General features: G+C 68.0%; 22 protein-coding genes and 1 tRNA gene. 12 read left to right on the forward strand and 11 right to left on the reverse strand.

Annotated features, from left to right (window positions below; genetic code table 11):
- The first annotated feature begins 1 nt into the window (after position 1).
- From D893_RS02260 to D893_RS02270, 3 genes are all read left to right on the forward strand, one after another.
- Entirely contained in the window at positions 2-301 is a 300-nt protein-coding gene (locus D893_RS02260; RefSeq protein ID WP_024329755.1) for an integration host factor subunit alpha, read from the forward strand.
- Positions 285-641, forward strand: coding sequence for a MerR family transcriptional regulator (locus D893_RS02265; RefSeq protein WP_018869324.1), 357 nt, complete (start codon positions 285-287; stop codon positions 639-641). The genes D893_RS02260 and D893_RS02265 overlap by 17 nt, the downstream gene beginning before the upstream one ends.
- A 69-nt stretch (positions 642-710) precedes the next feature.
- Positions 711-787 (forward strand) — tRNA-Pro (locus tag D893_RS02270).
- An 86-nt stretch (positions 788-873) separates the two neighbouring features.
- On the opposite strand, the gene D893_RS02275 is transcribed toward D893_RS02270, so the two are convergent.
- Together D893_RS02275 and sohB are read right to left on the reverse strand one after the other, a co-directional pair.
- Positions 874-1,374, reverse strand: a complete 501-nt coding sequence (locus D893_RS02275; RefSeq protein WP_018946088.1) for a DsrE family protein — start codon at positions 1,372-1,374, stop codon at positions 874-876.
- A 66-nt stretch (positions 1,375-1,440) separates the two neighbouring features.
- A complete protein-coding gene (sohB, locus tag D893_RS02280) occupies positions 1,441-2,658 on the reverse strand; it encodes a protease SohB (RefSeq protein WP_077243751.1) in 1,218 nt (405 codons plus the stop codon).
- A 59-nt stretch (positions 2,659-2,717) separates the two neighbouring features.
- On the opposite strand from sohB, the gene D893_RS02285 reads away from it, so the two are divergent.
- From D893_RS02285 to D893_RS02295, 3 genes are read left to right on the forward strand one after another with little or no spacing between them, the layout of a single operon-like run.
- Positions 2,718-3,098, forward strand: a complete 381-nt coding sequence (locus D893_RS02285) for a hypothetical protein (RefSeq protein WP_244263423.1) — start codon at positions 2,718-2,720, stop codon at positions 3,096-3,098.
- The gene (locus tag D893_RS02290; protein ID WP_018946085.1) at positions 3,086-3,994 is read left to right on the forward strand and encodes a LysR family transcriptional regulator; all 909 of its coding nucleotides are present in this window, start codon (positions 3,086-3,088) and stop codon (positions 3,992-3,994) included. Before D893_RS02285 ends, D893_RS02290 begins: the two co-directional genes overlap by 13 nt.
- A gap of 3 nt (positions 3,995-3,997) precedes the next feature.
- Positions 3,998-5,782 (forward strand): N-acetylglutaminylglutamine amidotransferase, encoded by a 1,785-nt coding sequence (locus D893_RS02295; RefSeq protein WP_110619059.1) that lies wholly within the window; start codon positions 3,998-4,000, stop codon positions 5,780-5,782.
- Positions 5,783-5,837: 55 nt separating this feature from the next.
- On the opposite strand, the gene moaB is transcribed toward D893_RS02295, so the two are convergent.
- Entirely contained in the window at positions 5,838-6,377 is a 540-nt protein-coding gene (moaB, locus tag D893_RS02300; RefSeq protein ID WP_077243754.1) for a molybdenum cofactor biosynthesis protein B, read from the reverse strand.
- Positions 6,378-6,432: 55 nt separating this feature from the next.
- Here moaB and rluB point away from each other — a divergent pair, with 55 nt between their 5' ends.
- Both rluB and D893_RS02310 read left to right on the forward strand, forming a co-directional pair.
- The gene (gene rluB / locus D893_RS02305) at positions 6,433-7,362 is read left to right on the forward strand and encodes a 23S rRNA pseudouridine(2605) synthase RluB (protein ID WP_077243755.1); all 930 of its coding nucleotides are present in this window, start codon (positions 6,433-6,435) and stop codon (positions 7,360-7,362) included.
- Positions 7,363-7,365: 3 nt separating this feature from the next.
- On the forward strand, positions 7,366-8,037 hold the full coding sequence (locus D893_RS02310; RefSeq protein ID WP_110619060.1) for an endonuclease: 672 nt from the start codon (positions 7,366-7,368) through the stop codon (positions 8,035-8,037).
- Between the two features lie 33 nt (positions 8,038-8,070).
- On the opposite strand, the gene D893_RS02315 is transcribed toward D893_RS02310, so the two are convergent.
- From D893_RS02315 to D893_RS02325, 3 genes are all read right to left on the reverse strand, one after another.
- Positions 8,071-9,435 (reverse strand): sigma-54-dependent Fis family transcriptional regulator, encoded by a 1,365-nt coding sequence (locus D893_RS02315; protein WP_110619061.1) that lies wholly within the window; start codon positions 9,433-9,435, stop codon positions 8,071-8,073.
- Positions 9,436-9,671: 236 nt separating this feature from the next.
- On the reverse strand, positions 9,672-10,673 hold the full coding sequence (gene cydB / locus D893_RS02320; protein ID WP_018946079.1) for a cytochrome d ubiquinol oxidase subunit II: 1,002 nt from the start codon (positions 10,671-10,673) through the stop codon (positions 9,672-9,674).
- A 4-nt stretch (positions 10,674-10,677) separates the two neighbouring features.
- Positions 10,678-12,084 carry a cytochrome ubiquinol oxidase subunit I gene (locus D893_RS02325; protein WP_110619062.1) on the reverse strand — a complete coding sequence of 469 codons (1,407 nt, stop codon included), beginning with the start codon at positions 12,082-12,084 and terminating at the stop codon, positions 10,678-10,680.
- 374 nt (positions 12,085-12,458) lie between these two features.
- Here D893_RS02325 and D893_RS02330 point away from each other — a divergent pair, with 374 nt between their 5' ends.
- Both D893_RS02330 and D893_RS02335 read left to right on the forward strand, forming a co-directional pair.
- Positions 12,459-13,823, forward strand: a complete 1,365-nt coding sequence (locus tag D893_RS02330; protein WP_026288873.1) for an FAD/NAD(P)-binding oxidoreductase — start codon at positions 12,459-12,461, stop codon at positions 13,821-13,823.
- Between the two features lie 70 nt (positions 13,824-13,893).
- Complete coding sequence (locus tag D893_RS02335) at positions 13,894-14,691, forward strand: metallophosphoesterase (RefSeq protein ID WP_110619063.1); 798 nt, start codon at positions 13,894-13,896, stop codon at positions 14,689-14,691.
- A gap of 21 nt (positions 14,692-14,712) precedes the next feature.
- On the opposite strand, the gene rnk is transcribed toward D893_RS02335, so the two are convergent.
- Positions 14,713-15,123, reverse strand: coding sequence for a nucleoside diphosphate kinase regulator (gene rnk, locus D893_RS02340; protein ID WP_018946075.1), 411 nt, complete (start codon positions 15,121-15,123; stop codon positions 14,713-14,715).
- Between the two features lie 263 nt (positions 15,124-15,386).
- Between rnk and D893_RS02345 the strand changes: the two genes are divergently transcribed.
- Together D893_RS02345 and D893_RS02350 are read left to right on the forward strand one after the other, a co-directional pair.
- Positions 15,387-15,932, forward strand: coding sequence for a hemerythrin domain-containing protein (locus D893_RS02345; RefSeq protein WP_018946074.1), 546 nt, complete (start codon positions 15,387-15,389; stop codon positions 15,930-15,932).
- The gene (locus D893_RS02350; protein ID WP_018946073.1) at positions 15,925-16,689 is read left to right on the forward strand and encodes a hemerythrin domain-containing protein; all 765 of its coding nucleotides are present in this window, start codon (positions 15,925-15,927) and stop codon (positions 16,687-16,689) included. Before D893_RS02345 ends, D893_RS02350 begins: the two co-directional genes overlap by 8 nt.
- A 37-nt stretch (positions 16,690-16,726) precedes the next feature.
- Here the strand turns inward: D893_RS02350 and D893_RS02355 are convergent, their stop codons facing one another.
- The 4 genes from D893_RS02355 to lexA form a co-directional block, all read right to left on the reverse strand.
- Positions 16,727-17,272 carry a hemerythrin domain-containing protein gene (locus D893_RS02355; RefSeq protein WP_024328846.1) on the reverse strand — a complete coding sequence of 182 codons (546 nt, stop codon included), beginning with the start codon at positions 17,270-17,272 and terminating at the stop codon, positions 16,727-16,729.
- A 327-nt stretch (positions 17,273-17,599) separates the two neighbouring features.
- Positions 17,600-19,075, reverse strand: a complete 1,476-nt coding sequence (locus tag D893_RS02360; protein WP_168409925.1) for a DNA polymerase Y family protein — start codon at positions 19,073-19,075, stop codon at positions 17,600-17,602.
- A 152-nt stretch (positions 19,076-19,227) separates the two neighbouring features.
- Positions 19,228-19,881 (reverse strand): translesion DNA synthesis-associated protein ImuA, encoded by a 654-nt coding sequence (gene imuA, locus D893_RS02365; RefSeq protein WP_110619064.1) that lies wholly within the window; start codon positions 19,879-19,881, stop codon positions 19,228-19,230.
- Positions 19,878-20,522, reverse strand: coding sequence for a transcriptional repressor LexA (lexA, locus tag D893_RS02370; RefSeq protein ID WP_077243761.1), 645 nt, complete (start codon positions 20,520-20,522; stop codon positions 19,878-19,880). Before lexA ends, imuA begins: the two co-directional genes overlap by 4 nt.
- Positions 20,523-20,555 lie beyond the last annotated feature (33 nt).

Below are 20,555 nucleotides of genomic sequence, written 5' to 3' on the forward strand. Positions count from 1 at the left end.
GATGGCAGCTGTGACCAAGGCGGATCTGGCCGCCACGCTGAACGAGGAACTGGGCCTGAACAAGCGCGAGGCCAAGGAATTCGTCGAAATGTTCTTCGAGGAGATGCGTCAGTCGCTGGAAGACGGCGAGGGCGTGAAACTCTCGGGGTTCGGCAATTTCGTGCTGCGCGACAAGAACCAGCGCCCGGGGCGCAATCCCAAGACCGGGGAAGAGATCCCGGTCTCCGCGCGCCGGGTCGTGACGTTCCGCCCGGGCCAGAAACTGCGCGAACGGGTCGAGAGCTATGCTGGAAGCGAGTAACCACCAGGAGCTGCCGGCGATCCCGGGCAAGCGGTATTTCACCATCGGGGAAGTCGCCGAGCTGTGCCTGGTCAAGCCGCACGTGTTGCGTTACTGGGAGCAGGAATTCCCGATGCTGGAGCCGGTCAAGCGGCGCGGCAACCGCCGGTACTACCAGCGTCAGGACGTCATCCTGATCCGTCAGATCCGCGCGCTGCTGTACGAAGAAGGCTATACCATCAGTGGCGCGCGGCAGAAGCTCTCCGGGGACGAGGCGCGCGAGGATCACCAGCAGGCCCAGCAGATCATCCAGGACACGATTCAGGAACTGGAATCGGTACTGAAGGTGCTGCGGAACTGAAACACGCGGAAGACGGGGTTGTTCGCCCCCTTTCGCGAACGGCCGCTCTCGATTACCATATGTCGCGTTCGGGGCGTAGCGCAGTCTGGTAGCGCATCTGCATGGGGTGCAGAGGGTCGCAGGTTCAAATCCTGCCGTCCCGACCAAACAGGACAGTAAAAAGGCCGCCGGGGGAGTCCCCGGCGGCCTTTTTTGTGCGCGCCGAACGGGTTCGGCGTCGGCCGGGATCGGTTTACTGCATGTAGGAATAGCCTTCCTGCTGCAGATGGATGATTTCGGAGTCCGCCATGGGGACGATCTCCACGAACCCGTGCACGTCCTCGGGCTCGATGCCGCGCAGGGCGGCGGAGGCTTCGCACATGCGGATGTCGATGTTGCCGGCACGGGTCAGGGACTCGGCGCGGCGCATCAGGTCACGATGTTCATCGAACTGATCGCGGGTGAAGAAGGGCACTTCGCGGCCGTGCAGCACCAGCACGATGTGCGAATCGAACGGATCGGCCTCGTACACGTTGTTGAGCATGCTGACGCGGTCGAGGACGAAATCCATCTCGTCCGCGGTATCCACGGCCACGTCATACACCACGCGGGCCGGTTCGTACTCCTTCTGGTTGACCTCGGCGGAGCCCCAGGGCATGTCGTCCTGTGCCGGGGTGGTAAGCGGGGCGCCCAGCAGGAGTGCCCCGGCCACCAGGCTGGCGAGGGGACCGATACGGCTTGCATGTGCGGACATCACGTTCTCCCTTGCAATGTGGCTGGCGATACCAACAAGACGCATGGACGGGCCGGATCCATTCCGTCAGCGTGGCGGCTCGCCCGGCCCGCGGGCGTGATCTTCGGGGCTGCGGGCGTGCAGCACGCGCTCCAGCAGTTGTTCAGCGGCCATGCCGACCCGTCGACCAAGCGGTTGCGCGCGGGTATAGGAGACCTCGAAGACCTCGGCCTCGCGCGCAAGTTTCATCAACAGGTCGTCGCTGGTGCCGATCTCGTCGGCCAGCCCCAGGGCGCGGGCCTGGTCCCCGTACCAGTGTTCGCCGGTGGCGACCCGGTCCAGTTCCAGCTGCGGGCGGTATCGCTGCAGGAACTGCTTGAACAGTTCGTGGGTTTCGTCGAGGTGATCCTGGAACTTGCGCCGGGCGGCGTCGGTGTTTTCGCCGAATACGGTCAGGGTGCGCTTGTAGTCCCCGGCGGTCAGCAGTTCGAAGTCGATGTCGTGGCGGTCGAGCCAGCGATGCAGATTGGGGATCTGCGCCACCACCCCGATGGAGCCGAGGATGGCGAACGGGGCGGCGACGATGCGATGACCGACCGCGGCCATCATGTAGCCGCCACTGGCGGCCACGCGGTCGACCACCACGGTGAGATCCAGCCCGGCCTCGCGCAGGCGGACGAGCTGGGAGGCCGCGAGGCCGTAGGAGGGTACCATTCCCCCGGGGCTCTCGAGGCACACGACGGCCTGATCGCGGCCGGGCTCGGCCAGGGTGAGCACGGCGGTGATTTCTTCGCGAAGGTTGTCCACCGCCGACGCCCGAATGTCGCCCTGAAAGCGCAGCACGAACACCCGCGGCGCCGGGGCCTCTTCCTGTTCGAGTTCGACCACGGTTGGTGATTCGCTGACCGGGTTTCCCCCGGGCGCGGAAGAACCGGACGGGTCGGCCGGCGATTCGGCGGTGTCGGCGTCGCTTACCCCGGCGGATTGCGTCGATCCATAGGGGGTCCCGCCATCGGGGGTCCCGTTGCCCTGGCCGTTGCCATCAAAGGGGTGTCCGGGGTGGCGGCGCCGGCGCAGGCGGTCTCGCAGGCGCTGCAGGCGGGTGCGTGGGCCTTCCACCGCGCGGCGCACGGTCTTTTCCATGCGTGCATAGCGGTCGTTCAGGCGTTTGACGTTGAGCTGGTCGGGGCGGCGCTCGCGGCTGCGGGCAATCAGCCCGATAAAGGCGCTCATCAGGATCAGCACCGCCATGACGGCGGTGACGACCTTGGCAAAGAACAGTCCGAAATCCTGCAGCAGTTCCATGCGATTCCTCGGGGTCGGCGGGTGGTCGACGCATCGTCTGTGCGTGCCATAATGCCACCATGATTGCTTCCGACGCTTGGGACCCGCGCGCTCCGGGTCGTTTTCATGGTTGCGAGGATGCCGGGGGGGCGGAGCCCGAGCCGGTGGTCTACCGCGATGTTCCGGTGCTGACGCTGCGTCAGGTCGACGAATGGAACGGCCAGCCCAAGGGCACGGCGTTCCGCATGTTTCGGGCCCGCGAGGGTGAGCTGGAAGAGGGGCGTGACTTCTTCCTGATCCGTCGGGGCGAGGAGCCCGAGCTTGCCGAGCAATGGCGGGCGGCCGGCACCATCTATCCGTCGACCGTGCACGTGGTCCTGCTGGGGACGCGGGCGGTGGAGCGCATGCGTGCGGAATGGCATGCGCGCACGCACAGCCCGGACTGCGGATGTCCCGGGTAACCCTCGAGCAGTGGCGCATGCTCAAGGCGGTGGTGGATGCGGGTGGTTTCGCCCGCGCCGCCGAGCGGGTGCACAAGAGCGCCTCCAGCGTGAACCACGCGGTGCAGAAGCTGGAGGAACAGCTGGGGGTCGAGGTTTTCCAGCTGCAGGGCCGCAAGGCGGAACTGACGCCGGCGGGCCATGCGCTGCTGCGGCGCGCGGAACACCTGCTCGAGGAGGCCGCGGACATCGAGGCCCTGGCTGGCGCGCTGGCCACCGGCGTGGAATCGGAACTGCACCTGGCGGTGGAGCAGATCATCCCCGCCGCGCGGGTCATCCATGCCCTGGAGGCGTTTTCGCGCGAACAGCCGGCGACCCGCATCCAGCTGCACGAGGTGGTGCTGGAGGACGGTCCCCAGCGTCTGGAGCAGGGGCGAGTGGACATGCTGCTGGCGCCCCAGGTGCCCTCGGATTTCCTGGCGCAGGAAATCGGGGAACAGACCATGGTGTGTGTCGCTCATCCGGGGCACCCGCTGGCGAGGTCGGGTGCGGTGCTCACCCGGCGTGACCTGCGGCCTCATCGCCAGGTCGTGCTGCGCGATTCGGGTGCCCGTGGCAACGGTGAAGGCGGCTGGCTGGATGCCGATCAGCGCTGGACCGTGGGGCATGTGTCCACGGTGCTGGAAGTGCTGCGTTCCGGAGTCGGGTTCGCCTGGGTGCCGCTGGACCGTGTGGCGGATGATCTGGCCTCCGGTCGCCTGGCGGAACTGGTGCTGGAGGCCGGCGGGCGTATGCGGGTGCCGTTCTATCTCACGCTGGCCGACGGTGACGCGGCCGGGGTAGCCGGGCGGACGCTGGCCGACGCGCTGCGCACGGCCTTTCAATCTTTGCCAACTTCGACCGGGATGGATCCATAACTCATGTGCGGAATCGCCGGAGAATTCGTCTGGGGCGAGCGACGCGCGAACGCGGATGCGGTCGCGCGCATGCTGCCCTGTCTGGAACGCCGCGGCCCGGATGCCGATGGCCTGTGGGCCTCGGGCCGGGTGGCGCTGGGACACCGGCGGCTGTCCATCCTGGACTTGTCGCAGCGGGCGCACCAGCCGATGTTCGACCCCGAAACCGGGTTGTCGCTGGTGTTCAACGGGGCGATCTACAATTTCCGCGCGTTGCGCAGCGAGCTCGAGGGGCGCGGTCACCGCTTCTTCTCCAGCGGTGATACGGAGGTGATCCTGCGCGGGTATGCCGAATGGGGCGAGGGCGTGGTGGCGCGGCTGCACGGCATGTTCGCCTTCGCACTGTTCGACGGGGAACACCAGCGCCTGCTGCTGGCGCGCGACCGCATGGGCATCAAGCCCCTGTACCTTGCGCGCACCGGTGACGGGATCCGTTTTGCCTCCAATACCGCGGCCCTGCTGGCCGGCGGCGGTGTGGATACCGAGCTGGATCCCGAGGGCCTGCACATGCTGTTCTCGCTGCATGCCGTGGTGCCGGCGCCGCGCACGGTGTTGCGGGGGGTGCGCAAGCTGGAACCCGGTCATTACATCACCATCGATGCGCACGGCCAGGAGCGCCAGCAGTGCTACTGGCAACTGAACGCCCGACGTCCTGCGGAGGCGGTGAGTGACGCCGAATGGCAGGAACGCATCGAGGCGGGCCTGCGCCGCGCGGTGCGCCGCCGACTGGAGGTGGCGGATGTACCGGTGGGGGTGCTGCTGTCGGGCGGCCTGGATTCCAGCCTGCTGGTGGCGCTGGCCATGGAAGAGGGTGCGCAGGATCTGCGCACCTTTACCGTGGGGTTCGAGGATCAGCCCGAGGAAAAGGGCTCCGAGTTCGAGTATTCCGATCCGGTGGCGGAGCGTTACGCCACCGATCACCAGGCCACGCTGATCCCCAACGACCAGGTGCTCGCACGGCTGCCGGAGGCCGTGGAGGCCATGGCCGAACCGATGTTCGGGCAGGACGCGGTCGCGTTCTACCTGCTCTCCGAACAGGTCTCGCAGCACGTGAAGGTGGTGCAGTCGGGCCAGGGGGCGGACGAGGTCTTCGGCGGCTATTTCTGGTACCCGCAGATGGCGGAGGATCGTCACGGCGACTGGGTGGAACGCTTCCGCCGGCACTATTTCGATCGCGACCACCCCGAGATGGCCGAGATGCTGCGCCATCCGCCGCCGAATGACGTGACCGGGGAGTGGCTGCGCGAACAGTTCCATCGTCTGGAGTCCGACCGCGCGGACTCGTTCATTGATGCGGTGCTGGCGCTGGACGTGACCACGCTGATCGTCGACGACCCGGTCAAGCGGGTGGACAACATGACCATGGCCTTCGGCCTGGAGGCGCGGGTCCCGTTTCTGGACCACGAACTGGTGGAGACGGCGGCCGCGATGCCGCCGCACCTGAAGCTGGGCGACGGCGGCAAGGACGTGCTGCGGCGCATCGCCCGCGGCCGTCTGCCGGACGCGGTGCTGGACCGGCCCAAGGGCTACTTCCCGGTGCCGGCGCTGAAATACGTGCGCGGCGAGTTCCTCGAGTTCATGCGCGACATCCTCAACTCGCGTGCGGCGCGCGAGCGCGGGCTGTATCAGCCGGCCTACATCGACAAACTGCTGGACGCCCCGGACCAGTATTTCACCCGCATCCAGGGCTCCAAGCTGTGGCACGCGGCACTGCTGGAGTACTGGCTGCAGGTCCACGTGGATGGCTGAATGCCGTGCCGGAGCGGTCAGGGGATCGGTCAGGGGGGCTGACCTCCTGCGCGTCTCAGATTTCCTTCAGGCGCGGCATCAGCATGGTCAGGTTGCAGGGCATGGTGCGGGCGTCAAGCTGGGCGCGGATCAGCTGGTCCCAGGCCGTCCGGCAGGCCCCGGTGGAGCCCGGCAGCACGAACACGTAAGTGCCGTTGGCCACGCCTGACAGGGCCCGCGACTGCAGGCTGGAGGTGCCGATCTCTTCGTACGACAGCGCGCGGAACAGTTCGCCGAAGCCCTCAATGGTCTTGTCCAGCAGCACCGACACCGCCTCGGGGGTGCCGTCGCGGCCGGTGATACCCGTTCCACCGGTGGTGAGGATGGCGTCGATCCGCGGATCGGCGATCCAGCGCGAGACCACCGCGCGCAGGGCGTAGATGTCGTCCGGCTGCAGGTCGCGCTCGGCCAGTTGATGGCCGGCGGCTTCCAGGCGTTGGACCAGGGCATCGCCGGAGCGATCCTCGGCCGCCGAACGGCTGTCGGAGACCGTGAGGACGGCGATATTCAGCGGTGTGGTGACGGCGTCACCGGTTTCGGGCGCATTGGGGCTCATGGCGGGTTCCCGTTGGTGTATCGTGGGCGCCCATCATAAACAGTGGCAGGAGCCGATGCAGGAACGGGTACAGAAGGTCCTCGCGGCGCGCGGTCTGGGGTCGCGGCGCGAGATCGAGGGCTGGATCGAACGCGGCGAGGTGCAGATCAACCAGAGCACCGCCGGACTGGGCGATCGCGTGGGGCCGGATGACGTGATCCGGGTGCGCGGCCGCGTGGTCACGCGACCGGAATATCCGCACCGCTGGATCGCCTATCACAAGCCGGTCGGCGAGATCTGTTCGCGCTCCGATCCGGAGGGCCGGCGTCCGGTGTTTGCCAGCCTGCCGAAGCTCAAGGGCCAGCGCTGGGTGGCGGTGGGCCGCCTGGACCTCAATACCTCCGGGCTGCTGCTGTTCACCACCGACGGCGAACTGGCCAATGCGCTGATGCATCCGGGCGGCGCCATGGAGCGCGAATACGCGGTGCGTGTGCTGGGCCAGGTGCCGGAGGAGACGCAGCGCATGCTGCTGGAGGGCGTGGAGCTGGAGGACGGACCGGCCCGATTTGATGCCCTGGAGGCCGGGGGAGGCGATGGCGCCAACCAGTGGTATCACGTGATCGTGACCGAGGGCCGCAATCGGCTGGTGCGGCGGCTGTGGGATGCGGTCGGGGTGACGGTCAGCCGCCTGATCCGGGTGCGCTACGGGCCGGTGGTGCTGGGGCGCGGGCTGAAATCGGGCGCTGCGCGTGACCTCGAGGTGGGCGAAGTGGCCGCGCTGTATCGCGAGGCGGGGCTGAATGTGCCGGAGAACCTGCAGCCGCCGCAGAAACGTCGCGGCACACGGCCGAAAAAGAAAAAGGGCGGGGCAGCCGGGGGTCGCGACAAGGGCGAGGGCTGGAGTTCGTCACGTCCGGGTGCCGGGGCGAAGACCGCCAAATCCGGCAAGCCCGGCGCGCGCCAGGGCAGGGGAGCGCGCGGCGGACGCGGCCGGCCGGGGCGCTGAATCATGACCGACGGGGCTGACACCGCGGCGCCGGACTGTCGCACGGTGCTGGAACGGCTGCATGCGCATTATGGCCCGTTGCACTGGTGGCCCGCCGAGACCGCGTTCGAGGTCATGGTCGGGGCGGTGCTGACGCAGAACACGGCCTGGAGCAACGTGGAGCGCGCGCTTGCGGCCCTGCGCGAGGCGGATGCGCTGACGCCGGCAGGGATGGCGGCCCTGGAGCCGGAGGAACTGGCCGAGCGGATCCGCCCGTCGGTGTATTACAACGTCAAGGCCGGGCGCCTGCGGCACCTGCTGGCGTTCCTCGAGCGGACGGGCGGGATCGAGGCGCTGTCTGCGCTGGAGACCGGAGCACTGCGCGAGGCCTTGCTGGAGGTGAAGGGCATCGGTCCGGAAACGGCCGATGACATCGTGCTGTACGCCTTCCACCGTCCGGTGTTCGTCGTGGATGCCTACACCCGGCGCCTGTTCGAACGCCTCGGGCGACCGCATGCGCGGGACGGCTACGAGACGCTGCGGGCCTCGGTGGAGGCCGAGCTGGGTGCGGATACCGTGGCGTTCAACGAATTCCATGCGCTGATCGTGGAACACGGCAAACAGCGCTGCCGGCCACGCCCGCTGTGCGACGGCTGTCCGCTGGGGGATCGCTGTTACGGGGTTGTCACGGGCTGATGCGCCACGCGAAGCGGCACCGGCGGGTGCGGCTCAGAGGGCGTCATCCAGCCGCTGCAGGTGCCGGTACAGGCTGCGCTCGCTGAGCCCCAGACGCGCCGCCAGCGAGCGCCGGTCGCCCCGGTGTACGGTGGCCGCGTAACGCAGGTATTCGCGTTCCACTTCCTCCAGCGGGCGGATCTCGCCGTCGGCCAGCGCGCGCGGCGGCGGCAGGTCGCGATCGTCCACGCCTTCGGTCACCTCGGTGCCCAGGTGTTCCGCACGGATCTCTTCGCCGTCGCTGAGCAGCGCGGCGCGTTCCAGGATATTGCGCAGCTCGCGGATGTTGCCGGGGAAGGGATAGCGTTCCAGCACCTCGCGCGCCCCCGGACTGAGATGCGGGCTGGCCGGCAGTTGGAGGCGCTCGAACAGGGCCTGGGAAAGGATCGGGATGTCGGCCTTGCGTTCGCGCAGTGGCGGTACGCGAATGGGAAAGGTGCTCAGCCGGTAATAGAGGTCCTCGCGAAACTCCCCTTCGCGGACCAGCTGGCGGAGATCACGGTGCGAGGCACAGACCAGGCGGAAATCGGCGCGCCGCGGTTCGGTGCTGCCCACCCGCCGGAAGGTCCGGGTCTCCAGCAGGCGCAGCAGCTTGACCTGCAGCCCGTGGGGCACGTCGCCGATCTCGTCGAGGAACAGTGTGCCACCGGCGGCGGACTCCACCAGCCCGGCCTTGGCATGGGTGGCCCCGGTGAAGGCGCCGCGTTCATGGCCGAAGAGCTCGCTTTCGAACAGGGTCTCGGTCAGGCCGGAGCATTCCACCGGCACGAACGGGCCTTCCGCGCGGCGGCTCTGGTCGTGCACGGCACGGGCCACCAGCTCCTTGCCGGTGCCCGACTCGCCCTGCAGCAGCACCGATGCCTCGCTGGGCGCGACCCGGCTGACCAGCCCCAGCATCTCGTTGAAGGCGGCGGACTGTCCGACCAGCCCCTGTTCCCCGGCCTGCGGAGACGAGACCGGCAGATGGTGCAGGACCTCGATCAGGTAGCGCAGCTTGCCGTCGGAACCGTGGATCGGGAACATCTCGACGTCCACGTGTTCCTTGCCGCGAGCCGTGTGGTGGACGTGCAGCGTGCGGTTGGGCTTGCCGGTGGCCAGGGTGTCACGCAGAGGGCAGGTCTCGCCCGCTTCGTCACAGGGCCGCCGGAAGTCGTGCGAGGCTTCGTAGCAGCGTTGCCCGTTGCCCCCGGCATCTACCTCGTACAGATGCCGATAGGCCTGATTGGCGCCCAGGATGTCGTAGTCCGGCGACAGCAGGATGGCGGGCTCCTGAAACACGTCGAGGATGCTGACCACCTCGTCGCGGTCCAGGCCGCGTGTCCATTGAGGCACGGATTCTGTGGGCAACTTTTCGTTCACGATGCTGACGGCTCCGGTGTCCGGGAATGGGTCCCTGCGTGTGGCAGTATCTCCCGTGTTCCCGGTTGGAGTCATGTTCCCGCATCGTGTTGCGGTGCTCCGCAAACAAAAAACGCCACGAACCCGAAGGTTCGTGGCGCCTCGTGTCCGCCCCGCAGCGGGCGGTTGCCTGCGAGCCGGGTCCGGAGAGAGAGAGAAAGACCCGGTCGCAAACCCTGAACGGTCAGGCAGCGGCGCTAGTGGTAACCCGCGTCCGCCGTGACCTTGCCGCGGAAGACCCAGTAGGTCCACGCGGTATAGCCGAGAATGATCGGGATGATGAACAGCGCCCCGATCAGGATGAAGAGCTGCGCATCCGGGGAGGATGCGGCGTCCCAGAAGGTGTAGTCCGGCGGAACCACGTACGGCCACTTGCTCACGATCAGCCCCAGGAAGGTGAAGATGAACAGGGCGATCGTGGACACGAAGGGCAGCCCCTCGTGGCGCCGGCGCACCGAGCGCAGGATCTGCCAGGCCGCCAGCAGCGCCAGGGCCGGAAGGACCCACAGGATCTCGAAGGTGCCCATCCAGCGTTCCATGACCTTGGCATCAATGAACGGCGTGATCGCACTGACCAGCCCGAACACCACCAGCACGGCACCCAGCAGCCACGGGGTCACGCGGTAGGCGAATGCCTGGGTTTCACCCTCGGTCTTGAGGATCATCCAGGTCGCGCCCAGCAGGGCGTAGCCCGCCATCAGACCCAGACCGGTGAGCACCGTGAACGGGGTCAGCCAGTCCAGCGCGGTGCCGGCGTAGTTCAGCCCGTCCATCTGGAAGCCCTGGATATAGGCCCCGACGACCGCCCCCTGGGCGAAGGCCGCGACCATCGAGCCGATCGCGAAGGAGGCGTTCCAGCCGCGCCGGGATTTCGCCGAACTCGCCTTGAAGCGGAACTCGAAGGCCACGCCGCGGAAGATCAGCCCGGCCAGCATCAGGAACACCCCGATGTACAGCGCCGGCAGGAACACCGAGTAGACCAGCGGGAAGGCCGCCAGCAGGCCGGCCCCCCCGAGGATCAGCCAGGTCTCGTTGCCGTCCCAGACCGGGGCGACCGTGTTCATCATGATGTCGCGCGACTGCTCGCCGGGGGCGAAGGGGAAGAGGATCCCCACGCCCAGGTCAAACCCGTCCATCAGGACGTAGCCGACCAGTCCGACGGCGATGATCACGACCCATACCAGTGTGATATCGACCATGGTTTCAGCTCCTTGCGTCAGCGGCAGGGTTGTCGTTGAACGGCGTATCGGCCGCCGACAGCGGGCGCTTGGCGTGCTGCGGCTCCTGCACCGGGTGGTCCGGTTCCGGACCCTTGCGCACGATGCGCACGATGTAATAGACGCCGGCGGTGAAGACCACGGCATACACCGCGATGTAACCCAGCAGACTGAACAGCGCCATACCACCGGTCAGCGACGGCGTGAGGCCGGTCGCGTGGTCCATGATTTCGTACACCAGCCAGGGCGCACGGCCTGTTTCGGTCACGAACCAGCCGGCCAGCACCGCGACGAACGGCGTCGGGATCATCCAGGTGAGGCCCTTGAGGAAACGCTCCGAGCCGAACAGGTCACCACGGAAGCGCAGCCAGGCACTCCACAGGGCGAACCCGATCATCACGAAGCCGATGGCCAGCATGATGCGGAACGACCAGAAGGTGATGCCGACCGGGGGACGTTCCTCCGCGGGCACTTCCTTCAGCCCGGGCACCTCGCCGTCCAGCTCGTGGGTCAGCACCAGCGAAGCCATGTTGGGCAGGCCGATCTCGAGGTGGTTGGTCTCGTTGGCCGAATCCGGGATGGCGAACAGCAGGAACGGTGCCCCGCGTTCGGTCTCCCAGACCCCTTCCATTGCCGCCACCTTGGTCGGCTGGTGCTCGAAGGTGTTGAGGCCGTGGATGTCACCCACCACCAGCTGGGCCGGGGCGGCGAACAGCAGGATCCACATGGTCACGCCCAGCGCCTTGCGGTTCATCTCGACGTGCTTGTTGCGCAGCAGGTAGTAGGCGGAGACGCCCGCCACCACGAAGCCGGCGGTCAGCAGCGAGGCCAGACCCATGTGGAAGAAACGCGGCCAGAAGCTGGGGTTGAAGATCGCCTCCATCCACGAGGTGACCTGGAACACGCCGTCAACCAGTTCGAGGCCGGCCGGGGTCTGCATCCAGCTGTTGGCCACCAGGATCCAGAACGAGGAGATGAAGGTACCCAGCGCCACCATCAGCGCGGCGAACACATGCACGCCCTGCGGGACACGGTCACGCCCGAACAGCAGTACGCCGAGGAATGCCGCCTCCAGGAAGAATGCGGTGATCACCTCGTAGGACAGCACCGGCCCGAGGAAATTGGCCGTGGCATAGGAGAACACGCTCCAGTTTGTGCCGAACTGGAAGGACATCACGATCCCGGAGACCACCCCCATGCCGAACACGACCGCGAAGATCTTGATCCAGAACTTCGAGATCCGGGTGTACAGGGCGTCGCCGGTCTGCCAGGCCCGGAATTCCAGGAAGGCGATGAACGAGGCGAGCCCGATGGTGAATACCGGGAACAGTGCGTGAAATGACACGACGAATGCGAACTGCAGTCGTGACAGGAGTAAGGGGTCAAGCTCCATGGCATTGCCTCCGTGAACGATTGAGAGAGGACGCGCTGTGCGTTCCGCCCGGATGACAATCAAGTTGCGTGCCAGTTCTCGCTTTGGGGTGCGTGTTCGCGCTGCGACGCGGTTTGCGGCTGCACCCCGCGGGGAACAGGGAATCCCCGGGGTGTTGTGCATGCCGCACATGACAGTCTGGAACATTGAAGTGACACTGGCGGCAGACAAAGCGTCCGCAACAGGCTGACCGAGGCGCGCGCGATGCAGGTTTGGCGGGGTTTGTGATGCTGGCACGAAATCTGTATGCCAGAAGGGTTGAAACGCGGCGCCATCGGCGACCGCTCCGAAAAAAGACGCCCCGCGGGATGACGGGGTCGCGAGGAGGCATACACATGACAGATCGCAATAAGGCAGGTTCGTCAAAGGCACCGCTGGTATTGCGGGACGGACTTTCGCGGCGGGATTTCCTGAAACTGACCGGCGGGCTGACTGCGGCGGCAGCCGTAGGGTCTGCGCCGGCGGCGGCGCAGGCCGGTGTGCAGACCCGCGCGCGGATCGTTGTGCTGGGCGGCGGCGCCGCCGGGCTGACCGTGGCGGCGCGGTTGCGCGACCTGCTGGACGGGGCGCGCATCACCGTGGTGGAACCGAGCGAGACCCATCACTACCAGCCCGGCTGGACCCTGGTCGCGGCCGGGACCTATTCGGTCAGCGACGTGACCGCGCGCAACGAGCATTACATCCCGCGCGGCGTCGACTGGAAGAAGGACTACGTGGCCGCGGTGGATCCGGAGAGCCAGGTGGTCGAGACCGCCGGCGGGGATCGTCTGGATTACGATTTCCTGGTCGTTGCCACCGGGATCCATCTGGATTACGAGGCGATCGAAGGCCTGGAGCGCGCGGATATCGGGCAGAACGGCCTGACCAGTATCTATGCCGGTCCCGAGCAGGCGCGGCATGCCTACGAGCAGACGCAGCGCCTGGGCGAGCAGGGCGGGGTGGCCCGCTTCAATATCCCGAATACGCCGATCAAGTGTGCCGGGGCGCCGATCAAGGCGACCCTGATCGCCGAGGACCTGCTGCGCAAGGCGGGACAGCGGGATCGCGTGGAATTCCACTATCATGCCCCGGAAGGCGCGCTGTTCAGCGTCGAACGTTTTGACGGGATGGTGCGCGACATCTATGGCGAGCGCGGAGTCGGGATCGAATCCGGGTCCGTGCTGCAGGGCGTGGAGCCCGAGCTGCGCCGTGCGACCTTCGTGGATGGCGACGGCAATCGCGAGACGGTGGACTACGACTACCTGCACGTGGTGCCGCCCATGCGCGCCCACGACTGGGTGCGCGAGGCCGGTCTGGCGGTGGAAGACGGCAGTCTGGCGGAAGGCGGCTGGCTGGCCGTGGACGACCAGACCCTGCAGCATGCCCGCTACCCGAACGTGTTCGGCGCCGGCGACGTGGTGGACACGGCGATTGGCAAGACGGCCTCCACGGTCCGGGCCCACGGGTCGGTGACCCCGGATAACCTGGTGTCGGTGCTGCAGGATCGCGAACCGCAACAGCGTTTCGACGGCTACACCTCCTGCCCGCTGATCACCGAGGTCGGCAAGGCGGCCCTGGTCGAGTTTGACTACACCCTGGAAGAGGTCCCGACCTTCGGCTTCATCGATCAGGGACAGCCAAGCTGGATGTGGTGGCGGCTGAAGGTGCACATGATCAAGCCGCTGTACTACAACATGCTGCGGGGGCGTTACCTCCGCTGATCGCGGGCAGCGCGCGCCCGGGGGCGGGGATGCGTTAGGGTAGGCGCATTCGCGAACCCCCGGGAGCGGCGTGGCACCCGATATTCTGTTCTATGGCGATCCCCATGGCCTCTTCGATCCCCTGATCGAGGCGGTGGCCCGCCATCGTCCGCGTGCGGTGATTCTGCTGGGGGACATGGAGCTGCGCGAACAGTCGCTGGATGCAGTATTGGCGCCGTTGCGCGAAGCCGTGGCGGCGGGCGCCACGATGCCGGAGATCTACTGGATCCCCGGCAATCACGAGAGTGATACCGATGCGGCCTGGGCGCATGTGTTCGGCAGTTCCTATGTGGCGGGCAATTTGCACGCGCGCGTGGCGGAAGTGGCCGGCCGAGCGGTAGCGGGTCTCGGCGGGGTGTTCCGTGGACGCGTCTGGTACCCGCGGGGCCCGCGCTGCAAGGCGCCGGTCTTCTTCACCCGAAACGAACATGTGGCGCAGCTCCCGGAACGCGATCGCTGGCAGGGCGCCGGGGATCGCGAGCCGGGCCTGCCCCGGCGCCATCGCACCTCCATCTATCCCGAAGACATCGAACGCCTGCGCGGGCTGCGGGCCGATATCCTGATCACCCACGAGGCGCCGTCGCCGCATGCGAGCGGCTTCGACACCATCGACGGCCTGGCCGAGCTGCTGGGGGTCGGGCTGATCGTTCACGGGCACCATCACCAGGACTACGAGGCATATACCCCGGACGGGGTGCGGGTGCGCGGTGTCGGGCGGGCCGGGGTGGTCGGCCTGTATCCGGACGGCCGGCTGGAGACCCTGACGCCCGGCACGGGGGGCCCTGACGCGTCCGGTCAGGAGCCCGCCGCTTCCGGGAGAGCGTCGTGAGTGCAGTGCGTCCGTGGTAATCTAACGATGGTGTTCGCCCGCCCGCTCCGGCTGAAACAGCACCTTGTCGATGCGCACGTGCATCACGCCCCCGCCCGGACGCGGCCACTCGATCTCCTCGCCTTCCGAGAGTCCGAGCAGGGCACTGCCCACCGGCGCCATGATCGACAGCGTCTGCCCGCTGTCATCCATGTCACGCGGGTAGACCAGGGTCATGGTGAATTCCTCCCCGGATTCCACCACCCGGAAGCGCACGCTGGAGTTCATGGTTACGACCGACGCCGGCATCTCGTGCGAGTCCACCACCCGCGCACGATCCAGTTCGGCTTCCAGCTCCGTTCTGCCGGGCCACTCCTCCGCGGACACGGATTCCAGCAACTGGTCCAGCCGCTCCATGTCGGTTGCCGAAACAACGATCTCGGGCTTGTCCACAACTCCACCTCTCGAGGCCGGTCAACGCCACTGCGGTGACCGGTAAAGCATGCAGGGAAAAGGCCGCCGGGAAGCCGACGGACACCACATACCGGGGACGCTGGCGGCCCGGCGGGACACGCGGATGCGGTGCCTCTGACGACCGATTCTGGGGTCGAATGACGCAAAAGACAAACCCGGAAGCACGATGTGATCCGTATCAAGGCCACACGGCCGTCGAACTGCTACACAGGGGAAGACGTTCTGTACCCGGGAGCCCCTGCATGAATCTCCAGATGAACGAGCCATTACCCGGTTTCGACCGTCCCGTCGAGGTCCTGCGCGCCTGCCATCGACGCCTCAGGGGCTGCCTGGAGACGCTCGAACGCTTGCATGCGCACGTCCCGGAACACGGCGCGGATGCCGAGGCCCAGGCTGCGGCCCAGCGGCTGCTGAAATATTTCCATGCCTCCGCGCCGCATCATCACGCCGACGAGGACGAGGACCTGTTCCCGCGGCTCAGGAGCCTGGGCGATCAGCCCGACTGCCATCCCCAGCTGCCCGACTGGCTGGACCGTCTTACCGCGGAGCACGAAACGCTGGAAAATGGCTGGTCCCGCCTGGAGCCGGACCTGCTCGACATCGCCGAAGGACGCGATGCCCCGCTGGAGGGGGCCGCGGAATGGATCGAACAATACCGCCGCCATCTGTCCCTCGAGGACGAGGCCGTGCTGCCCCTGGCCGAACACCTGCTGGACGCCGATCAGTGCCGCGCCATCGGCGAAGCCATGGCTCGCCGGCGCGACCTGGACCCCGAATCCCATGACTGATTTCACCCTGGACCTGCGCGGACTGGGCGACCACGCCCATACCCGCGCCTACTACACCCTGCGCGAACTCGGCCCCGGCCAGACCTTCGACGTACTGGTAGAGGAAGAGCCCGAACTGCTGATGGCCGCCGTCGCGCAGCAGCTGCGCCACGCCATCCACTGGGAAACCGTAAAAGCCGGGCCACCGCTGTGGACCCTGCGCGTGCGCCGGCGCGACGACACCGAACCCGTCGACCTGGTCGACCTCCTCACTCGTGACCACCTGCGCATCGACCGCCTGTTCGCCAGCGCCCTTCACCGGGTCAATGCCGGCGATGCCGAGGGTGCCGCTCCGGCATTCCACGCCTATGTGGCCGGACTGCGACGCCACGTTCACGTGGAGAATGAACTGATCGTTCCGCTGCTTGATCTGCCGCGCCATCCGGGCGGAGACGACCCGACGTCCATCATGCTGCGCGAACATGACGAACTGCTGGATCAGACCGCGATGCTGGAACACGAATTCTCCGAGGGGGTCGACGAACCCGGGGTCATCGCGCCCTTCTTCGCCCTGATCTCGGGCGGACTGGCCAAGCACGAAGGGCGCGAGGAACAGAACCTGTTCCCGCACTGGAGCCGGCGCCTGAAGGAACAACCCGACGTATCCCGCGAGCTCTTCGACAAGGCCCGACACATGCTCGTCGTCCCCGGCGACGAATCCGAAGATGCCGCCGACTCCGGCGGGCCGCAGAACCCGCCGGAGTCGGGGAAGGGTTAAAGAAAGGTTGGTTTAACCCGCTCCCGTTCCGGAGGGGTCAGGCACGGCATTCAATTTCGATGTCACGCCGGCGAGCCATGGCTTCGCCGATGGCGCGGCACTGATCGGCGTCCAGCAGGTGCTCGGCCAGGGGCAGCACGGCCTGTTCCTTGAGGCTCAGGTGCCGGCGATAGCGGGCGACCCATTCCGGGGCTCCCGCGAGGGAAGCGGGGCGGCCTTCGGCGATGTCCAGCAGGTCCGGCTCCAGCCGGGCCCAGACCCTTTCGAGGGCCTCGTGATCCGCGGTCAGGCTGTCCAGCCAGGCGGGGAGCTGAGGGTGAGACGCCGGATGGTCGCCCAGGCGCTTGAGCCTCGGGAACAGGTCCTCGTACTCGTCGGCATGATGGTGCGGAGCGGCCGAATAAAAATAATGCAGCAGGCGCTGGGCGGCGGCCTGGGCCGTGGCATCCGCTCCGTGTTCCGGGACGTGAGCATGCAGGTGTTCCAGCCGCTCCAGACAGGCCAGCAGGCGGCGGTGACAGGTACGCAGGACCTCCAGAGGACGGTTAAACCCGGGGAAGGGTTCGTTGATCATCAGATCCATGGGTTTACCTCAGCGTGCTGATTCCGGGTTTGCGGACGGGGGGGCGGGCATGAATATCCAGCCAGGCCCTTCGAGGAGGGGGCCAGGCCGGCCGCCGGCACCATCTGGACGCGGGCGGCGAACGGGATGGTCCCGGCATAGCCGAGCATGAGCGTGAAAGGTTTTTTCATAATGCATGCCTCGTCGTGTGTCCCTGTGCGGGGTGGGTTCGGGATATTTCCTGGGCAGGGGCAGGGCCGATGATCACGACTCGCTTCCCCGTGCCGGGACGAGAATGCATTTGTGTCGGTGTGGGTTCTGTTCGGTGCCGCACACAAGGAGCGGGCCTTATCCCCAGTACCCCTGGCGAAACCAGCCCCCATTGCGCAGGCAGCGAAACAGCCAGATCCAGCGGCCGCGGACATCGCGGGTCAGGGCATAGTCGCGGCGTCGGTCGTTCTCCCGGTCCCACCAGCCGTTTTCCAGCCGCCCCAGTGGCTGGGTGTCGCCGCTTCGGGGTGCCGGCACCGGCTCCGGGGCATGTACCCACAGGGCCGTACCGCAAGCTTGCTGCGCGGGGCTGGGGGGATGTGTGGCGGTGTCCGGCCCCGGCCGCATGGCGGCGAACACGGGTTCCTGCGCATCTTCCGGGGCCGGGGTGCCGCGGTTGACCAGGCGTCCGACCTGTTGCGCCCCCAGACGCGCGCGCAGGCGTGCGAGCACGGCGGGCAGGTGCCTGGGGTGGCCGGCGCCGTGCCCGGCATCGTCGTGGTCCCCGGCGGGGTCTCCGGTCAGTAGCCCGTCATCGGTGGCGGGCGGCTCGAGCAGTTCGGCCGAGTGCAGGCGCAGGCCGATAACCGGGGCCTGCAGGGTCTCGCGCTCCAGCCGCGTCTGCCACAGGCTCAGCCAGTCCGCCGCACGGATGCCCGGCTGCCCGCGCTCCAGATTCAGGCGGGTGGTGTCCTCCCGATGCTGCAGATCCAGCTGCATGCCCTGCAGGCTCAGGGCCCGGCCGCGCAGTTGCTGCTCGGCCTGCTGCAGCAGGCGCCGCAAGGGGAAGACCAGGGCCGTACTCGCACGGATCTCGTGATCCAGACGCAGGGTGAGTTCCAGGGTCGCCGGCGGGACGAAACGCGGCAGGGTTTCGCAGGCATCGCCCAGCAGACGGTCGATGGTCTGCAGCAGGTCCGGCCCGTGGCGCCGGGCCAGCTCCGCACGGGGCAGGCGCAGCAGCTCGCCGAACACCCGCAGCCCGGTGGCCTGCAGGGCCTCGCGGGTGGTTGCGGGCAGAGGCAGGGTGCCCAGCGGGAAGCGAGCCAGGCTGCGACGCAGGGCATCACGGTCCTCGGGAATCTCCGGGTGCCGGTGCGTGGCGAACAGGCGGGCGGCGGCCGGACTGCGGGCCATGCCGGTACGAGGCTGGAAACCCAGTTCGCGCAGCAAGGCCTCCACGCGCTGGCGCAGGGCCGGCAGCCCGCCGAACAGGCGCCGGCTGCGCCCGGCTTCGAGCAGGATGCGCTGTGCTCCGGGTTCGGGATGCACATGGTCGCTGAACTGCAGCAGGGCGGCGGCGAGCTGGTGAATCTCGCGCGCGCGGGCCACCGGATCGTCCTCGATCAGTTCCGGGGTGTCCAGCAGGGCCAGGGCATCGCCCAGGGGCATGCCCGGGCGGGCGCCGGCGCGGCGCGCGGCACGGTTGGCGGCATGCACCCGGGGTCGTTCCCCGCGTTCCACGATCAGCAGGGGATGCTGCGCGAGACGGTCGGCATCCGCGTGGCGGCGGGCCTGGAGGTCCAGGGCCAGATGCGGGAGCTGGATGGCCAGCCAGCACTCCGGGGCCCCCGGCGCGGCGTTCGGGGACGGGGCGGGTGCAGAATCGCGGGGCAGCTCCGGGAGCCCCGGAAGCAGCTGCAGGGCGGGGCCCGAAGGGCCGCGGTCGCGGGCGGGCGCCGGTTGCGACGGGTGCGCGTCCGGGATCACGGGGCGTCCTCCGCGGGGGGCGGGTGTGCAACGGAGATATCCAGCGGCCGACCGCGTCGGTGCTGTGCGCCGTTGCCCTTGAGAAAGTGCAGGCGCAGGTCCCGGCCATGTGGCTGCCACTGCAGGCGCTGATGCGCTGGCGAGGGCTGTTCGGCCGCCTGCGGCGGACGGTAGAGCACGGCACAGGCGCGGCTTTCGCCGGCCGCCAGGCGCAGACGCCGCAGGCGCGCGGTTTCCGCAGGGCCGTGGATCCAGACCAGCAGTGCGCCAAAGGCCGGGTCACGCAGGCACTGTTCCGCGCTCCACAGGCGTTCGGGGTCCTGTTCGGCCTGCACCAGCAGGACCCGCTCCGGAGGGATACCCAGCTGCTGCCAGCCGGGCAGCCAGGGGGTCGCCGGCGGGCCGATCAGGGCGGTCCACAGCCGCGCACGTCCGCAGGCGGCGAGCATGGGCACCAGCAGGCGGGTCTCGCCGCTGCCGAAGGGCGCGCCCAGCAGTTCCACCAGCTGGCCGCGCGGCCAGCCGCCGCCCAGGGCCTTTTCCAGTTCGGGCGTGCCCGCCGGCCAGACCGCGTCGCCACTGACGGGGGCGCCCTGGCGGCCGCGCCACAGGGCCGGGTGTTCCAGCAGCGAGTCCAGGGCGCGGGTCATTCGCCTTCCAGATTTCGCAGTACCCCTACGCCGATCCCCTCGATCGCGAGTTCGCGGCGTTCGGGATCGACCTCGATGGGGCTGAAATCGGGGTTTTCGGGCAGCAGACGGATCCGCGAACCATCGCGCCGGAAGCGCTTGACCGTGACCTCGTCCTCGATGCGCGCGACCACGATCTGGCCCTCCCGGGCCTCCGGGGTGCGGCGCACGGCCAGCAGGTCGCCGTCGAGGATACCGGCATCGCGCATGCTTTCGCCGTGTACCCGCAGCAGGTAGTCGGGACGAGCCCGGAACAGTGCGTCACCGAGATGGTAGTGCCCCTCGATGTGTTCGGTGGCCAGCAGCGGCGAGCCGGCGGCGACGTGGCCGACCAGGGGGATGCCGTCCGCTCCCGAGGGCGTGGCGGGCGAGGGGCGCGTGTCGGGAGGCAGGCGGATCCCGCGGGCCGCCCCGCCCACCAGTTCGATCGCACCCTTGCGCGCCAGGGCCTTGAGGTGGCATTCCGCCGCATGGGGCGAGCGAAAGCCGAAGGCCGTGGCGATCTCGTTGCGCGTGGGCGCGGTGCCCTGGGTGGTGACCACCTCGGTGATGTAGTCGAGGATGGCCTGCTGGCGCGGGGTAAGCGAGGGGTCGGACGACACGAGGGCAGCTCCGGATACTGTTCATAATTACAG

This window comes from Thioalkalivibrio sp. ALE21 (assembly GCF_003208255.1).
In the GTDB taxonomy this organism is placed as follows: Bacteria; Pseudomonadota; Gammaproteobacteria; order Ectothiorhodospirales; family Ectothiorhodospiraceae; genus Thioalkalivibrio; species Thioalkalivibrio halophilus.

Bases quoted from the DNA above. Each gene is read 5' to 3' on its own strand.
- sohB (WP_077243751.1), bottom strand. From the start codon at position 2,658: ATGGAACTGCTGCAGGATTTCGGACTGTTCTTTGCCAAGGTCGTCACC.
- D893_RS02265 (WP_018869324.1), top strand. From the start codon at position 285: ATGCTGGAAGCGAGTAACCACCAGGAGCTGCCGGCGATCCCGGGCAAG.
- D893_RS02295 (WP_110619059.1), top strand. From the start codon at position 3,998: ATGTGCGGAATCGCCGGAGAATTCGTCTGGGGCGAGCGACGCGCGAAC.
- D893_RS02330 (WP_026288873.1), top strand. From the start codon at position 12,459: ATGACAGATCGCAATAAGGCAGGTTCGTCAAAGGCACCGCTGGTATTG.
- D893_RS02260 (WP_024329755.1), top strand. From the start codon at position 2: ATGGCAGCTGTGACCAAGGCGGATCTGGCCGCCACGCTGAACGAGGAA.
- moaB (WP_077243754.1), bottom strand. From the start codon at position 6,377: ATGAGCCCCAATGCGCCCGAAACCGGTGACGCCGTCACCACACCGCTG.
- D893_RS02350 (WP_018946073.1), top strand. From the start codon at position 15,925: ATGACTGATTTCACCCTGGACCTGCGCGGACTGGGCGACCACGCCCAT.
- D893_RS02310 (WP_110619060.1), top strand. From the start codon at position 7,366: ATGACCGACGGGGCTGACACCGCGGCGCCGGACTGTCGCACGGTGCTG.
- D893_RS02290 (WP_018946085.1), top strand. From the start codon at position 3,086: ATGTCCCGGGTAACCCTCGAGCAGTGGCGCATGCTCAAGGCGGTGGTG.
- imuA (WP_110619064.1), bottom strand. From the start codon at position 19,881: ATGACCCGCGCCCTGGACTCGCTGCTGGAACACCCGGCCCTGTGGCGC.
- D893_RS02345 (WP_018946074.1), top strand. From the start codon at position 15,387: ATGAATCTCCAGATGAACGAGCCATTACCCGGTTTCGACCGTCCCGTC.
- cydB (WP_018946079.1), bottom strand. From the start codon at position 10,673: ATGGTCGATATCACACTGGTATGGGTCGTGATCATCGCCGTCGGACTG.
- D893_RS02275 (WP_018946088.1), bottom strand. From the start codon at position 1,374: ATGTCCGCACATGCAAGCCGTATCGGTCCCCTCGCCAGCCTGGTGGCC.
- D893_RS02285 (WP_244263423.1), top strand. From the start codon at position 2,718: ATGATTGCTTCCGACGCTTGGGACCCGCGCGCTCCGGGTCGTTTTCAT.
- D893_RS02355 (WP_024328846.1), bottom strand. From the start codon at position 17,272: ATGGATCTGATGATCAACGAACCCTTCCCCGGGTTTAACCGTCCTCTG.
- D893_RS02325 (WP_110619062.1), bottom strand. From the start codon at position 12,084: ATGGAGCTTGACCCCTTACTCCTGTCACGACTGCAGTTCGCATTCGTC.
- rluB (WP_077243755.1), top strand. From the start codon at position 6,433: ATGCAGGAACGGGTACAGAAGGTCCTCGCGGCGCGCGGTCTGGGGTCG.